The sequence below is a fragment of the Amycolatopsis sp. lyj-23 genome (assembly GCF_046549135.1).
Lineage (GTDB): Bacteria > Actinomycetota > Actinomycetes > Mycobacteriales > Pseudonocardiaceae > Amycolatopsis.
In genome coordinates, this window is record NZ_JAJPWN010000038.1 from 14,271 (window position 1) to 29,145 (window position 14,875).

14 protein-coding genes and 1 pseudogene are annotated in these 14,875 nt (G+C 72.6%); 6 read left to right on the top strand and 9 right to left on the bottom strand.

Translation table 11 applies throughout. The features are described from left to right. Window positions 1-11: 11 nt before the first annotated feature. The 7 genes from ACLJPY_RS49840 to ACLJPY_RS49870 all read right to left on the bottom strand — a co-directional run bounded on the left by ACLJPY_RS49840 (window position 12) and on the right by ACLJPY_RS49870 (window position 7,664). A complete protein-coding gene (locus ACLJPY_RS49840; protein WP_410598038.1) occupies window positions 12-992 on the bottom strand; it encodes a bifunctional DNA primase/polymerase in 981 nt (326 codons plus the stop codon). Beyond that, the gene (locus ACLJPY_RS49845; protein WP_410598039.1) at window positions 989-1,945 is read right to left on the bottom strand and encodes a PP2C family protein-serine/threonine phosphatase; all 957 of its coding nucleotides are present in this window, start codon (window positions 1,943-1,945) and stop codon (window positions 989-991) included. The genes ACLJPY_RS49840 and ACLJPY_RS49845 overlap by 4 nt, the downstream gene beginning before the upstream one ends. Window positions 1,946-2,088: 143 nt before the next feature. After that, on the bottom strand, window positions 2,089-4,125 hold the full coding sequence (locus tag ACLJPY_RS49850) for a ParB/RepB/Spo0J family partition protein (RefSeq protein WP_410598040.1): 2,037 nt from the start codon (window positions 4,123-4,125) through the stop codon (window positions 2,089-2,091). 381 nt (window positions 4,126-4,506) lie between these two features. Next, complete coding sequence (locus ACLJPY_RS49855) at window positions 4,507-4,830, bottom strand: hypothetical protein (protein WP_410598051.1); 324 nt, start codon at window positions 4,828-4,830, stop codon at window positions 4,507-4,509. 12 nt (window positions 4,831-4,842) lie between these two features. Beyond that, a complete protein-coding gene (locus tag ACLJPY_RS49860) occupies window positions 4,843-6,009 on the bottom strand; it encodes an ATP-binding protein (RefSeq protein ID WP_410598041.1) in 1,167 nt (388 codons plus the stop codon). Between the two features lie 88 nt (window positions 6,010-6,097). Continuing rightward, window positions 6,098-6,805 carry a hypothetical protein gene (locus tag ACLJPY_RS49865; RefSeq protein ID WP_410598042.1) on the bottom strand — a complete coding sequence of 236 codons (708 nt, stop codon included), beginning with the start codon at window positions 6,803-6,805 and terminating at the stop codon, window positions 6,098-6,100. A 97-nt stretch (window positions 6,806-6,902) separates the two neighbouring features. Continuing rightward, a complete protein-coding gene (locus tag ACLJPY_RS49870; RefSeq protein WP_410598043.1) occupies window positions 6,903-7,664 on the bottom strand; it encodes a GP88 family protein in 762 nt (253 codons plus the stop codon). Between the two features lie 569 nt (window positions 7,665-8,233). Here ACLJPY_RS49870 and ACLJPY_RS49875 point away from each other — a divergent pair. Genes ACLJPY_RS49875 through ACLJPY_RS49895 form a run of 5 tightly spaced genes read left to right on the top strand, consistent with a single transcriptional unit; the run spans window position 8,234 to window position 10,681 of the window. Next, window positions 8,234-8,686, top strand: coding sequence for a YbaB/EbfC family nucleoid-associated protein (locus tag ACLJPY_RS49875; RefSeq protein ID WP_410598044.1), 453 nt, complete (start codon window positions 8,234-8,236; stop codon window positions 8,684-8,686). Beyond that, the gene (locus ACLJPY_RS49880; protein WP_410598045.1) at window positions 8,683-8,988 is read left to right on the top strand and encodes a hypothetical protein; all 306 of its coding nucleotides are present in this window, start codon (window positions 8,683-8,685) and stop codon (window positions 8,986-8,988) included. Before ACLJPY_RS49875 ends, ACLJPY_RS49880 begins: the two co-directional genes overlap by 4 nt. Next, window positions 8,985-9,353 (top strand): hypothetical protein, encoded by a 369-nt coding sequence (locus tag ACLJPY_RS49885; RefSeq protein WP_410598046.1) that lies wholly within the window; start codon window positions 8,985-8,987, stop codon window positions 9,351-9,353. The genes ACLJPY_RS49880 and ACLJPY_RS49885 overlap by 4 nt, the downstream gene beginning before the upstream one ends. A 3-nt stretch (window positions 9,354-9,356) precedes the next feature. Further along, entirely contained in the window at window positions 9,357-10,073 is a 717-nt protein-coding gene (locus ACLJPY_RS49890) for a hypothetical protein (RefSeq protein ID WP_410598047.1), read from the top strand. After that, complete coding sequence (locus tag ACLJPY_RS49895) at window positions 10,070-10,681, top strand: DUF3558 domain-containing protein (RefSeq protein WP_410598048.1); 612 nt, start codon at window positions 10,070-10,072, stop codon at window positions 10,679-10,681. Before ACLJPY_RS49890 ends, ACLJPY_RS49895 begins: the two co-directional genes overlap by 4 nt. Window positions 10,682-10,792: 111 nt before the next feature. On the opposite strand, the gene ACLJPY_RS49900 is transcribed toward ACLJPY_RS49895, so the two are convergent. Together ACLJPY_RS49900 and ACLJPY_RS49905 are read right to left on the bottom strand one after the other, a co-directional pair. Beyond that, window positions 10,793-11,044 carry a hypothetical protein gene (locus tag ACLJPY_RS49900; RefSeq protein ID WP_410598049.1) on the bottom strand — a complete coding sequence of 84 codons (252 nt, stop codon included), beginning with the start codon at window positions 11,042-11,044 and terminating at the stop codon, window positions 10,793-10,795. Between the two features lie 73 nt (window positions 11,045-11,117). Then, window positions 11,118-13,949 carry an ATP-binding protein gene (locus ACLJPY_RS49905; RefSeq protein ID WP_410598050.1) on the bottom strand — a complete coding sequence of 944 codons (2,832 nt, stop codon included), beginning with the start codon at window positions 13,947-13,949 and terminating at the stop codon, window positions 11,118-11,120. Between the two features lie 189 nt (window positions 13,950-14,138). On the opposite strand from ACLJPY_RS49905, the pseudogene ACLJPY_RS49910 reads away from it, so the two are divergent. After that, window positions 14,139-14,875: pseudogene (locus ACLJPY_RS49910) on the top strand (hypothetical protein); the annotation flags it as partial.

A 14,875-nucleotide genomic window follows, 5' to 3' on the forward strand; every position in this document is an offset into this window, starting at 1 on the left:
GGGTGTCCTTCTCAGCGGAGGGCGAGTCGCGGTCGTGGGGCCGGGCGGTCGGTGAGGATGCGGGGGTGTTCGCGGCCGGCGGCGATGCCGTCGCGGATGGTGGTGGCCAGTTCGCGGGCGTCGAAGTCGGCGATGCCGAGGTGGTGGTGGGCGGCGTTGGTGAGGTGGTGAGTGATCGCGGCGGCGCTGATCCAGCCGTTGCCGTGCAGTTGGCCGAGTGCCGCGGCGGCGGCGTAGACGGTGATGTGGCGGTGGCCTTCGGTGGCGGTGGCGACGTTGCGGCACTCCGCGGCCACGGCGGCCTGGACGTAGGCGGCGACCCGGCGGCTGGTCGCTGGCAGCGGCGGTGGTGGCGGATGGGCGGCCGGTAGCGGTGCCGGTGGCGGGGTGAGGGCGCAGACGAGCCAACTGGGCAGGACGGCGACCGGGAGGTCCCAGGTGATGGCGTAGGGCACCAGGACGCCGTGAACGACGGCGACGGAGCCCGGTGCGGTGACGAGCGCGCCGGGGCCGCGGGTGTCGACGTGCCAGCCGAGCCCGCGGCCGCGGGCGCCGACGGTGCTGCGCAGCCGCGAGCCGGGTGGCCGGACGAAATACCGGTGTTCGCCGCCGCGGGGGGTCGCGACGGTGAACGTGTCCACCGGGTCGGGCTCCCCGGTCTGCTGGGCGAGCAGAGCGAGGACGTCGCGGCCGTGGGTGATGCCACGGCGGCCCCATGGGCGGGGGATGGGTCCGTGGGCGGCGTCGAGGTCGAGCACGAGCAGACCCGCGGGTCCGCAGGCGATGCCGACGTTATGTCTCGGGTGGCGGCGCCACCACCGGCGGATGCGGTCGGGATCGCAGGTGGCTCGCTGCTGCCAGTCGGGAATGGCGGGCCGCTTGCTGCGCGGGGCGAGCGGGAACACCGGCCACCCGCGCTCGGCAGCGTCCAACGCGGCTGCCAGTTGTCCGGTGGTGGCGGGGACCAGCGTCGGCGCAGTCGTGGTGGTCATGGCACCAGCTCGGCCGCGATCGGGGCCGGGACGGGGTCGATGACCATGGCTGCGGCGTTGTCGGTGCCGCCGAAGTACTGCGCAGCGCGTGTCAGCCGGTTCGCGCACGCGGCCGGGTCGCTGAACGTGCGGCAGGCGCGGACGAGGGAGGCGTGCGGGACGGGTTGGTGGACGCCGTCGCTGGTCAGCAGTAACCGGCGGCGCGGCCCGGTGGTGGTGATGTGGCCGATGGTGCTCTCGTCGGCGGTGACCACGGAGCTGGTGACGACGTTGTCCCGCCGGGCGGCCAGCTGTTCGAGGTCCTGCGGCCGGTCGAGGTAGTGCTCGGCGAGGCTGTCGCGCAGGTGCTGTCCTTCGGTGTGGTCGACGGTGAGCTGGGTGAGGACGCCCGCGTCGGCGTCGTACTGGTAGGCGCGGCAGTCCCCGACCCACGCGATGTCCCACCCGCCCCCGTGCTCGCGGGGGCGAGGGGTGGCGACGACCATGACGGTGTCGCCGTCGTGGACGGCGGCGAGGGTGGCGGCCGCGGCGAGCAGCCCGGCGACGGCGCCGCGGTCGGCGGCGACATAGGCAGCGGTCGCGGCTGCGCTGCCGGCGGCGTGCGCGGCGAGCGAGGAATCGCCGATGCCGTCGGCCAGTGCCCAGCCGTGGCGGGCGCCGGCGAGGGAGACGTGGGTGCCGGTGGCGTCGGCTTGGTGGGTGCGGCCGCCGATGCGTAGCGCACTGCCGGGCAGGTAGGTGGGGTGGTCGGCGGCGTAGCGGCGGTGGTGGCGGGCCAGGGTGCGGGCGTCGCGGTGGGATTCGGCGATCTCGGCCCAGCCGCACCGGCAGGTCGCGTGGGTCCAGGCCGGGCCGGGCGGCAGCGGGGCATACGGCCAGACGGGGTGGTGCCCGGCGGCGTAGGTGCTGGTGCGGTGGATGGTGTCGAAGACCGGCGGAAGGTGCGGATGCATCGAAAGACTCCGTTCACGCGCGGGGCTCGCGGCGAGCCCGGCGGGAGGCAGGGCGACGGGGCGGACAGGAGCTGGGGCGGGCCCGGCAGTGCAGCGCGAGCCCGCCCCTGGCGACGAACCGGGTGCGGCGACGGTCCGGGCGGCTAGATCGCGGCGCCGATCAGCTCCGCCTCGGCCTTGGTGTCCTGCTCGACCGGTTCCGGACCGGTGCCGGCGGCGTCGTCGCCATCGGCGTGGTCGGTCTCTGTGCCGCTCTGGTCGTCCGCGCCCGCGTCGTCGACGCCGTCGTCGAGGTCGTCGACCACGGCGGTGCGGGCCTCGATCTCGGCGTGGTCGGCGTCGTCCGGGACCTCGGCACCGTCGGCCTCGTCACCCTCGGCGGTCGTGCCGCCGTCGCTCGGCGGGTCGGTGGCGAGGTCTCCGAGCTGCGCGGCGATGACCTCCTGCTCGGATTCGGGGTCGATCACCTTCTGCTCGACGTCGGAGGCCGGGTAGCCCCAGCCGATGATCGCGGCCATGTACGCCTGGGCGGAGTCCCACGGGGTGCGCCAGGTGTTGCGGGAGAGGTCCGCCTCGATCGCGCAGAGGGTGAGGAACAGGTCGTAGAGGGTGGCCTTCCCCGCGGTGGGGGCCTTGGCGACCTTGGCGGTCAGGTCGGCCAGCGTGGCCCCGACCTGCAGGCCGATCAGCTTCATGGCCAGCGGGTGGTTGCGCTCGAACGCGCGCCGCAGCTCGTAGCCGCCGTGCGCCTTCTGCAGCGCCAGGAACAGCTGCGCGCCCTGCGGCGCGGTCTTGCGCTGCACCAGCCCGGCGAGCCATTCCCGGCGCGGCGCCGCGGAGGCGTCCCAGTCCTTGTTGTTCTGGATCACCCACTTGCGGATGATCGCCGCCTTCCGGCGGTCGAGTTCGGCGGCGGCGTGGGCGGCACGCGCGGCCGCGACCTCATCGGCCGCGTCCTCGTCCTCGGCCGCGGCCTCGTCGTCGGACGATTCGTCGTCGACCGCGGTGCCGGTGATGGTGGACGCGGGGGTGAAGTCCGCGCGGCCGGCCGGGGCGTAGCTGAGGGCGTGGCCGTGGGTGAGGAAGTCGGCGCAGCCGTAGACGGCCACCGGGATCTGGTTGCCCTGCTCGTCGTGGTGGTCGGTCTCGATCCAGGCGCCGTGTCCCGGGCAGGACGCGTGGTCCTCGGCGCTCAGCTCGGTGTGGGGTTCGTCCTCGGGGGTGGGGCGCAGCCGGTCCAGCGACCGCGCGTCCCCGTCGTGCCCGGGCAGGCTGTCGTCGAAGATCGTGACGCCCGCGGCGGTGAGTTCCTCGGTGAGGTCCTCGGTCAGGGCCGCGAGCCGCTGCTTGTCGGCGCGTTCGGTGCGCTTGCGCTCGGCGAGCTGGGCGAAGTTGTTCGGCGCCGTACGCGCGGTGAGGATGAGTTCCTTGGCGGTGTCGGTGTCGCCGGTTTCGTCGAATTCGGCGATGACCGCGGCCTGCAGCAGATCGAGGTCGTAGCGTTCGGCGGCCTTGAGCGCCAGTTCGCTCTGCCCGGCCTGCAGGACGTTCTCGACGTAGGTCTTGCCCTTCGTGCCCAGAGCGAGCTTGCGGGCGATCCCGGCGGGCTTGAGGTTGAACGCGGCGAGCTGCTGCAGCGCGCGAGCGGTGTCGGCCAGGGTCAGGGACCTGCGCAGGGCGGGGTCGTTCTCGATGAGCTGGTTGACGATCCGCTCGATGGTGGCCTTGCGCTCGTCGGCCGGCGGCGGGGTCTTCATCCAGACCGGTACGGTGCAGCCGGCTTCGCGGGCGTTGAGGACGCGGCGCTGCCCTTCGGTGACCACGATGGCGCCGGTGTCGTAGTCGCGGTAGCCGTTGACCGCGGTCTTGACGCCGTGGGTCTTGAAGTTCGCCGTGGTGTCTTTGTCGGCTTCGGCGTTGTCGGTGCGCACGTTCTCGGCGAGCAGCACCGTGTGCGGGTCGACGTGCTGGACGGTGTCGATCTCGGTGTCCCACGTCGCGTGCAGCGCCGCGCGTTCGGTGTCGGGCAGCTCGTCGAGCGGGGTGTCCTCGACGTCGGTCGAGGACGTGTCGCCGTCGGAGGCGGCACCGTCCAGGTCGGACGGTGGGAGGTCGGTGTCCGGTGTGGTCGTGGGGTTGTCGGTGTCGCGCTGGGTCGGCAGATCCATCGTGCTGGTCACGAAGGTGCTCCTTCACACGGGCCGGCCGGTCACCGGAGTCGAATCCGGTGACCGGCCACGAACCCCGCACCACCTCCTTCTCCATCACCGCGTCGCGGTGAAGGAGAAGCGGAGTGCGGGCGTCCCGGTCGGGACGCACTCGCCCCAGCGGGGCCGCCCGCGTCGGCGGCAAGCCCGCACCAACCGCACGACCGGCAGCAGAGATCGTGATCGGGCGGGCTTCCGCTGACGCCAGGCTCCGCTAGAGTGCGTCGGCCCCGACCGGAACACCCGCAACCGCTTTCTCAGCGCAGCAACGCTTTCCTCACCTTCCGCTCAGGCCCCGTCGCAGCGGGCTTGTCGCCATCGGGCTCTTGCCCACACCTCACCTGTTGGTGCAACTCACCTCGGAGCCGGATTCCGCAGCAGGCCCAGCATTCCGCTGCGGTGGGAGAGCGTCAGCCAGATATCGGCGATGTCCGGGTGCGCCCGGCCGTCCAGGTCGGCACGTGTCCAAGCCAGCCGCAGGCACCGCACTGCCGTGCGGTACGTAATCCGGCCCTGCTGGATCGCATCATCCAGCTCCCGTACTGCCTTGGCGGGAAGGCCGGCGACGACTTTCGTATAGCCGATCTTGGCGCCGGGTTCCGGTGCGGCACCCCATCGGTAGCGCGCGCGTTCCCGGGCTCGGGCGACACTGTCGCGCAGCGACTCCAGGGACGGCAGCGACGGATCGGGCTAGGCGACGGTGACCTCCTGCAGGAACAGGTCGACGCGGTCGAGCAGCCACAGCGGGATCCGGGCGAGGTAGCGCGCACGCTGCGCCGGGGTGCAGCGGCACGTCTTGGTCCGGACGCTGCCGCAGAGGCAGTCGCGGGCGGTGAACACCATGCGTGCGCCGGCCGGGCGGGTTTCGGCGCCTGCTGCGGCGGTGATGCCGATCGTGCCGTGTTCCAGCGCCGGGCGCAGCACTTCGACGATGCGGGCGGAGAACTCGGTGAGGTTCTCGACGGTCAGGACGCCGCGGTGGGCCAGCGTCAGCAGTCCCGGGCGACTGAGTGATCTGGCTACCGCGGCGATCGTGTCGTCGGGCAGCAGGGAAACTCCGGGCGGCCGGAGGTGCTCGCTGCGGTCAGGGGCAGGTTCGCCGGCCAGGAAGCGCCACGTGCTGGCCTCGAGCGCCTCGGTGTCGGAGAGGTCGGTCATCAGCGCCCGGATCAACCGTGGCAGCAGGAGGACCGGGGTGCCGGGAGCCGCGACGTGCAGGGTGTGGTGACCGCCGGCCGCGGCAACTGCGGCGGCCCGGACCGCCGTCGGCGACAGCCGGGCCCAAGCTTCAGGACTCCACGACGCGGTAGGCGATGCTCCTTCGCGCGATTCGGGCCGCCCGGCCGGGGTGGGTCCTTCTCGCAGCCAGCTGACCAGGTCGTTCAGGCAGGCGACGGGGACGGTGGTGAGGCCGGGGACGTCGCGGGCTTCGGCAGCGTTGGCGGCAGGCACAACCAGGTGGATGAACCCGGCCTCGGCGGCCGCGATCGCCCGCGTCCGCAGCTCGGGAACCGGGCGGACGGTGCCGTCGAGACCGAGTTCGCCGATCAGCGCCGTTGCAGTCAGCCGCCGCGCCGGCACCGCCTCGGTGACCAGCAGCGCCGCGGCCGCGGCGGCGAGATCGACGTCGGAGCGCGGGTGCGCGGTGGACGCGGTCAGGTGCACGACACCCTCAGGCCACGACAGGTCGCTGTTGCGGATGGCCGGGCGCACCCGGTCGCGGGTCTCACGCGAGACCGTCAGGCTGAGGCCGTGCACGCGCAGCGTGGCGTCACCGACGCCGAGGTTGGCGCGGATGTCGACGATCCGGGCCTGGGAGCCGCTGTCGAGGGTGACCACACGGGTAAGGGCCTTCATGGTGTCGTCCTTCCGGGGAGAAGAAAGGACTCCGGCGCCAGGGAGGGCGCCGGAGTCCGGGGGTGTGCGGCGGCTGCGGCGACGGAGGTCAGCGGCAGCTGTCGGGCGCGGCGGGCGCGGTGTGGTCGGCGGCGGCGCGTTCACCGACGAGCGCGGCCAGGGCGAGCGCGTTCTCGACGGTGGCGTCGATGCTGAACCGCACCCGGCGCTGGCGGCCACGCCAGAACGGCTGCAGCACCTGCGCGGTCGCGAATAGCGGCTGACCGTAGGCACCGACCGACACGGTGTTCGCCCCGGCCGCCGGGGTGGTGCCGAAGCCCGCCCCGATCGCGGCGAGAACGCTGGAGAGGTCGGCGGCGTCGCTCGCGCGCCGGTGCGCCAGGTCCCGGGCTGCAGCGATCAGCTCGACCACGTTCGGGATCAGCCGCCGGGCCAGGTCCTTGCCGACTGCGACGGCGGGGCGGGCCCGTGCCACGGTCGCTGACGGCCGGACCATTCCGGTGGGCTGATGGGGGCTGAGTTCGGAGTCCAGCCAGGCTTCCAGCACCAGACGCTCCCCCGATCCGCTGGAGGAGACGGTCACGCCGATCCACCCGCCGTCGGGGCCGACGAGCGCCGCGTCTTCACCGACTCGGCGAGAGGTGACGGCACGCCACGGCTCGCCGAGAACCTCCGCGACCGCACGCAGATACGGCATCAACTCGTTCGACATCTCCTGGGTCTCCTTTCGATCGGGCGGTGCGCCGATCCGGTTGCCAGTGCCGTGGTCGCGGCGATCCGGCGTCCCGGGTGGCACGTCGTGGAGCCGGTGACAGCGCGGACCGGGGCCACGGCGGCGCTGCACCTGGGCCGCACGGGCGAGCAGCAGGCAGCCGCCGTGGTCCCGGGCGGCGCTACCGTGGGCCTGCGGACGTACCCGACTGGTCGTCGCCGGCCGCTGTGGTCGGCTGGGTGCCGGTACGGCGGGCGGCGCGGGCAGCCTCGACACCGGCCTGCCAGCGGCTCCACCGGCGCCCGGCCTGGCGGGCCTTGAAGTGCGCGATGTTGTTCGCCGGGATCCCGACCGGGGTCGGTCCGAGTACGGCCAGCAGGTCGGATTCCTCTTGGGAGTGCCAGCCGGCGGCGGTGATGGATTGTTCGTCGGGGAAGACGTCGGCGACCCGGTCCACGTCTGGGTCCAATGTGGAGCCTTGGGTGCCGCCGTAGGAGTAGACCCACCAGAAGTTCCGTGGCGGGTTCGGCTCTACCAGGTCCCGGAACGCGGCGACTTCTTTGGTGTAGGCGTAGAACCGGGTGCGTTGGCGTGCATGCATGATGTCCAGCCACGCCGTGAGGTATTGGCGGGAGTAGAAGTCACCGCTGTCGTGGATCCGTACCCACGCATCGATGAACCGCTTGTGCGACAACTCATCCAGCATCGCGTGCTGCCAGCCGGGCAGGTCGTCCAATGTCCAGCGCAGGTTTTCCTGGTGCCGCGCTTTCACCTGAGGGAAGAGGTAGGTGCCGTTGCGGGCGTAGCAGGCTTGCGCACAGATTCCGGCCGAAGGGCAGGCATTGTAGTTGCGGCCGTCCGGTAGCTTCCCGGCGAAGGCGGGTAGGGACCAGTTCCAGATCCCGAGCCGCTTCAGTTCGCGGTTCTGCCGCAGCAGCGTCATCGTGTCCACCGTCCTCATGCCACTCGATGCATGGGGAGGCCACACCAAGATCCGGTTCCTTCCAATGTACACCCGCTATGTGACGGCGACGAGACTCCAGCGGCCACGGGGTTGGACTGTCCTATCCAGAGTGATTAGCCGATGATGATCAGGGCAGCTCGGCGAGGTCGTGGCGGCTGGGCGCCCAGTCCGAAAACGTCCACTTTTCTACGGCTGGACCTGACCGAGGAGGTCGAGCGCTGCGGTTTGCCGTCGGGGCGTTACTGCATCGCCGGTGTCCTGAGTGGAGGGAGTGGACACCAGTCGAGCTGCCCGAGCGCTTGACTGGAGCCCTGAAGAAACCGGGCCGACACCCGGCACGACGGCCCGTGGGGGACGACGGTGGCCGGTCGCAACGACGACCCGAACGACGCCTTGCCGGCTGCCTGTGCCGCCTCGTTCGCGGCTCCTTATCGCCGATCGATGTGATGTGGGCACGTTGGCGTGGGGTGTTGTTGCGCCCTGTGCGGCGCACAGTAAGGTGCGAGTGGGGCACGTTCCGTCACATTGGCGGGACCTGGAGTAGGGGGATGGATGCGTGGCTTTCTGATGCCGTCATGACTGCGCCCAGGCGGGATGTGCGGTTGATGCAGCAGCAGGCCAGCGAGCTCGACGCGCGGCTGGGCGCCGCCCGGCACGCCGCCGGCTCGGGGGACCGGCTGGTCACCGCCGTGGTCACGGGTCAGGGGAAGCTGCTCGACCTGCGAATCGAGGACCGGGCGCTGCATGGCGCGCACGCTCAGCGGGTTGGCCTGAGCATCGTCGAAGCCATCCGCGCTGCGCGCGCCGCTGCCAGCGCTGCAGCGCTTCCGCAGCTGAACGCCCTGTTCGGCAAAGTCCCCCCACCGATCCCTCCGGCTGCCCCTGCGCGGCCGGCGGCGGCGGCGACGCCGGCCCGGCGCGAGGCCGAGCCGGTGGAGGAAAACTTCGAGGAGCTGGACTTCCTGACCGACGAGCCGGAGCCGGGCGGTGGACGCTGGTGATAACCGAGGAACAGCTGCATTACCTGGCTAAGGAAATCGACGCGCGGGTGGCTGCGGTGGAGCAGGCAGCCAAGGCCGGTGAGGCGTTGCCGCTGGTGCTCGACATCGGTGCCGGGCTCGGCACCGTGACCGTGGACGGGCTCGGTGGCCTGGTGTCGGTCGATCTCGTCCGTGACGCGGTCGCCGGGCAGACCGGCACCAGCCTCGCCGGGCACGTCCTGCGCGCGATCGCCGGCGCCGAGGCAGCAGCGGCCGCCCGGCGCACGGCGATGATCGATGAGGCCGGGCGGGTGGTCCGATGAGCGAGGGCAACTTCAGCAACCCGTTCGGCACCGCCGCGGCCGGCTCCGGCTTCGAGGTCTATCCGCAGGCGTTGCGCGCGGCCACCGACGACGTCTTCGCTGCCCGCGACAAGGTCACCAAGTTCGGCCAGGAGGACCTGGGCCGGGTGAGCCTGAACGACAGCGACGTCGGCATGCTGGGGACCCAGGCCGGGGTCGTCGACATGTTCAACGCCGCCATCGCCCACATCCGCGACAAGACCGGCCGGGGCGCGATGCAGCTGGGGCAGTTCGCCGAAGCGCTGGACAAGGCGGCCGACTACTACGACACCCAGGACGAGGCGGACTTCAAGCGTCTGCGCGACCTGGAGAAAGGCGCGGGCTGACCCGTGAGCGCACCCACCGCCACGCCGGCGGCGCCGCAGCCGTATCCCGACGACGCGGACGAGAAGATCCGCAAGATTGCTGAGCTGCTCGGCCGCGACGGAATCATCCGCCTGCTCGACGACGTCCGCAACAAGCTGCTCGGCAACGCCTTCCAGCTGCAGGACATGGCCATGGAGTTCGCGAAAAACCACACCCTCGCCGACGCCGCCGACGACATCGACAACGCCGTCCAGGCGGTGGCCGGCACCTGGACCGGGCGCGCCGCCGCCCAGTTCACCACCTACGCCGGCAACGTCGGGAAAGCACTCGGCGACCAGCAGGACGTGGTCGGCAGCATGTCCGGGATTCTCTCCGGGATCGCCGGCTGCGTGATCGAGACCTACAGCAAATCCATCGAGTTCATCGGCACCTGCGCGGTGGAGCTCGGCAAGCTCGGGTACAAGATGATCGTCGCGATCGCGACCGCCGAGATCCCGATCGTCGACATCTTCACGTCCAAAGAAGTCATCGACGCGGTCATGGATGCGTTCGCGAACCTCGTCACGTCCATCAACGGGTTGTTCGCCCAGGCCGTGTCCACGTTGGGTGACTTCCGTGCCCAGGCCACCGCGCTCGTGCAGGGCGACACCGACTTCCCCGACCTGCCCCCGATGCCGGCCAACTCCGGAATGGACAACGAAAAGCAATGGCGCGTCGACCCGACGGCAGCTCCCGCATGAAGACCCGGGCCCTCGGCTGTGCCGCGCTCGTGTCGATCAGCCTCCTCACCGGGTGTGGCCCGTCGACACCCGAACGCGTGCTGGCCCAGCCGCCAGCCCCGGCCCAGACCGGTGCGCCACTACCACTCGACCAGGTCGGCGAACCCCTTGACCTGGCCAAGTTCGACGCCGACCCGTGCAGCCTGCTGACGAAAGACCAGGTAGCCGCTGTCGTCGCCGATCCGCCCGGCGAAGTGAACGCGTTCAGGAAGGCCACCGCGCCCCTCTACGGCTGCTCCTGGGTCGCACCACTCGGCGCGAACGCCACCGCGTCGAAACCGGCCAAGAGCCCGCGGACCCTCACCGAGCTGGCGGAGTCGCCGGCGCGGAAAGCCGACATGTTCGAACCGTGGATCGAAACGTCGATCGATGGCCTGCCGGCCATCGTCTACCACCAACGCGGCAGCACCGACGACTGCTCGGTAGCCGTCCAGGCCACCGACCAGCAGATGCTGACCTTCGAGATCATCGGCAAGGACCTGCCCCGCAACTACTGGGCCGACGACCGATGCGGCGGGGTCGCGAAAATGGCCGAAGCGGTCATCGGCAACCTCCGCCAGAACCGTTGACGTGTGAATTCAACCAGGCGGCCCCTTCGCCCTGCCAGGCCCGGCGACTAGTGCGTTCGCCGTTGACCGAGCGGCACGAATGGGCGCTCATGCGAAGGCAGCGTGATCGGCTCAAGCGTATTTGCCTCGCGGTGGAGGTGCATATCGCGTCATGATGCCGGGGCGCGGACCGGTGTGTCGTTCCGGCTCGCCGGCGATGACGGCGGAAGCGCCGCGGCGGTCAAGGCGCGCTCCGGCCTGCCTCCACTGCTGGCCAGGAATAGCGAGCCAGCCGCGGTACTGCTCCAGCTCCGGCAGCAACCCGACCGCCGCGGACCGGACTTCGGATCGTGCTTCCTCGGCGAACTGCTCGACCAGCTGCACCTGGGCATCGCCAGCGGAATGACGTGCTCGGCGCCGGCGTCGTCTCCGATCCGGCGCACGATCGTTTGTCGAGTCAGTTCTCCGTGGTGCCGGCGTCTCGGCGCAGTGCCGTGAAGAGGTCCTCCGCCGTTGCGTGGTCGGTCGCCGCAGCGCGCTCGTCGCCCCGGGCGGCGGCGGCCGTCGCCCGGGAAGCGTGGACGCGGGCCGTCAGGTACGGCGATTCCGCCGCCTCGGCCAGGCCGAGTGCTTCCTCGAGCGTCGCCGACGCCTCCGGCCAGGCGCCGCGCGCGGCCGCGGCGGCTCCCAGGACACGCAGCGCTTCGGTCCGGGCGATGCCGTGCTCGATGGCCGCCGCCCGGGTAGCCGCGGCCCTCGCCGTCCGGGCCGCCGTCACCGGGTCGCCCGCGGCGAGCTGGGCCTCGGCGAGGAACGGCAACGCGTCGGTCAGCTGCCACGTGTGCTCTCCCGGGAGGTCGAGCAAGGGTGTCAGCCTGGCCACTCCGCGCTCCGGCCGTCCCGTGCGGACGTCGCTCTCGACCAGCTGCGCGGTCGTGTTGCGGACGAGATCGATGTTGTCGCTGTCGCGGCCCAGCCGGATCACCCGCGTCAGGTCCTCGCGCGCGGCGTCGTGCCTGCCGCACGCCGAAAGCAGTGTGCCCCGGCCGATCAGGGCCATCGACTCGCACATCGGCGAGCTGCCGTGGCTGGCCAGCTCGAGCGCGCGGTCGAAGCGCCGCAACGCCAGCCGCCAATGCCCGAGGTAGGTCGCGCTGGCGCCGAGGTTGCACACCGCGCGGCTGAGCAGCTCGCGGTCGCCGAGCTCCTCAGCCAGCTGCAGGATCCGCGCGTACTGCCGGTCGGCGCGGACCAGGTCGCCGCGGTAGTGATGGACGACCGCGACGCCGGTCAGGGCCCGGACGACGATTTCCCGGTCGCCGCACAGTTCCGCGGTGGCGGCGGCCGTGTGCAGGTCGGCGAGCGCGGCCGCGTTCCGGCCGAGCAGCCGCGTCGCGAGCCCGCGCCGCAGGTGGCCGCCGGCGAGGCCGTGGTCGTCGCCGGCGGCCGTCGCGGCGGCGATCGCGGCCGTGCAGACGTCGACGGTCTCCCGGTAGCGAGTGCTCTGGTAGAGGTTCGCCGCCCGGGCCAGCTGGAGCCGCACGGTGGACTCCTCCGGGCGGTCGTCGGCGAGGGTCGGGGCGAGCAGGGCCAGCCCTTCGCGCGGGGTGCCGCGCTGATAGTGGAAGTGGCCGATGCGGGCGATCACCATCCGGCGCCGCTCTTCGTCACCGTCTTCGCGATAGCCCAGCAGCGCGCGCTCGGCGGCGGCGAGCGCGGCGTCGTAGCGCCCGGCCGCCGCGAGGGCGTTCGCCAGGTCTTCGGCGGCCTCGGCGACGGCCGTGCGCGGCCCGGTGCGCTCCAGCAGCGCCACGAGGTCGCCGAGGTGCTGGGCCGCGGCGTCGTGCGCGGCCTGCCGGCCGGCCTGCTCGGCCGCGTGCCGCAACGTCTGGGCGGCCCGCTCCGGGTCCTGGGCGTGCGTGTAGTGGTACGCAGCCGCCGCGCGGGACCCGCCGGGCGCCGGGCCGAGCGCGTCGGCCAGCCGGCGGTGCAGCACGTGCCGCCGGCTCGGCTGCAGGCCGGCGTTGATCACCTCGGCGACCAGCTCGTGGGTGAGACGGACGCCGTCGGCGTTCTCGTCGAGCAGCCGCACAGCGTGCGCGGGCGCCAGGACGTCCGGCACGTCATCCGGGTCGAGGCCGGCCGCCGCGGCGAGCACGGCGACCGACAGCCGGTGCTGCCCCACCGCGAGCACGGTCAGCACGTCGACGGTCGGCGGCGGCAGCGACCCGAGCTGCCGCCGCACGGCGTGCGCCAGCCCCCACGGCAGCTCGCCGGCCGCGTCGTGCCCGCCGCCGAGCGCGTGGCCCAGCTGCACCAGGAACAACGGCAGGCCGCCGGCCAGCCGCAGCACCCGGTCGCGGGCGGGAGCGTCCACACCTTCGCCGGCGCACTTGTCCAGCAGGACCCCGGCGTCGGCCTCGGCGAGCGGGGCGAGGGGCAGCCGGGCGAGCAGGCCGTGGCGGACCAGGTCGAGCAGCGCGTCGGCCAGCGGGCCCGACGGCGCCGTCTCGGTGTCGCGGTAGGCCGCCAGGAACCGCACGCGACCGGGTGGCAGGTCTTGCAACAGCGAAACGAGCAGGGCGAGCGCGTCCGGGCCCGCCCAGTGCAGGTCGTCCAGGACGACGAGCGCGCCGGTCCGCTCGCTCAACGCGCCGAGGAACCGGGCGGCCTCGGCGAACAGGACGCGCCGGTGCGGCCGGGCCGGCGCCGGCTCGCCGGTGCCCATCTCGGGCAGCAGCCACGCCAGCCCGCCGACGGGCGGGCCGCCGGCGCGCGGGTGGTCCCGGACGCGGCGGGCGAGGGCGTCGGCGACCGGGGCGTAGGGCTCGGCGCCGTGACGCGGGCAGCTCGCGGCCAGAACGACCATCCCGCCGGCGCGGGCGCGGGCCGACGCCTCGGCCAGCAGCCGCGACTTCCCGATGCCGGTCTGCCCGGTCAGCACCAGCAGCGGCGGGCCGGCGCCGGCGACGTGGTCGTGGACTATTGCGCGTTCGGCACCCCGGCCGACGAGGTCGGGCTCGGCGGGGATCGCCGGGGCCCGGCCCTCGTGCCGTTCGAGCCGGCTGCGGCGGGCCGCGTCGAGCAGCTCCGCGCGGTCGGCTTCGGGCAGGTCCAGGCCGTCGGCGAGCAGCTGGACGGTGACCCGCCGCGGGTGCCGGTCCCCGCGTTCGAGGTTGCCGACGCCGCGGGCGCTCAGCCCGCAGCGCTGCGCCAGCTGCTCCTGCGTGAGCCCGGCCGCGCGGCGCAGCCTGACCAGCGTCATCCCGAACGACGCGGTGTCCGGCATGGGCGCCTCCTCCGGTGGTGATCGCCTTCCCCCATGGTCGCTCCGGGCGTGGCCGCCGCTGCACCCCCCGAACGTCGGGTCCGGACCGGAACAACGCCGGCTTGTTCCGCTTGTTCCTGGTTAGCGCGCCCGGCCGTGCCGTCCACTGGCTGCCGCCGTGAGGCACCGAACGAGGAAGGACCCGCAACGATGCGTGTTTCGAAGACCATGAGAGGGCTGGCCGGCGCCGGCGCGGCTCTCGCGCTGGGCGCCGGGGTGATGGCGACGTGCGCGCCGGCCGCCATCGCCGCCGCCGGGCCGCAGCTGGCCGCGGCCTCGTGCGCCACCGCACCCGCCGGGCACGCCAAGTGCCAGGTCGTGCGGCTGGTAGCGCCGGGCGCGGACCGCCCCGCCGCCGCCATGAGCCCCACCGACCTGCAGAAGGCCTACGGCGTCACCGGCCTGAAGAGCGGCGGCACGACCGTCGCGATCGTCGACGCCTACAACGACCCCGGCATCGAAAAGGACCTCGGCGACTTCCGCTCGCGCTGGGGACTCCCCGCATGCACCAAGGCCAGCGGCTGCCTGACCGTCGTCGGCCAGGACGGCACGAGCACGCTGCCCACCCAGACCGACTCCGGGTGGGCCACCGAGATGGCCATCGACGTCGACGCCGTCAGCGCGCTGTGCCCGGACTGCAAAATCCTGCTCGTCGAAGGCAACACCAACGACGACGGCGACCTGGTCACCGCGGTCGACAGCGCGGTCCGGCTGGGCGCGAAGATCGTCTCGAACAGCTATTCCGACCACGAGAACGCCGTTCCCTCCGACTCCGAGACCCACTACAACCACCCCGGCGTCGCGGTACTGGCCGCCACGGGTGACGCGGGCACCGAAAGCGGCGGCCAAACCGACTACCCGGCCAGCTCGCCGGAGGTCGTCGCGGT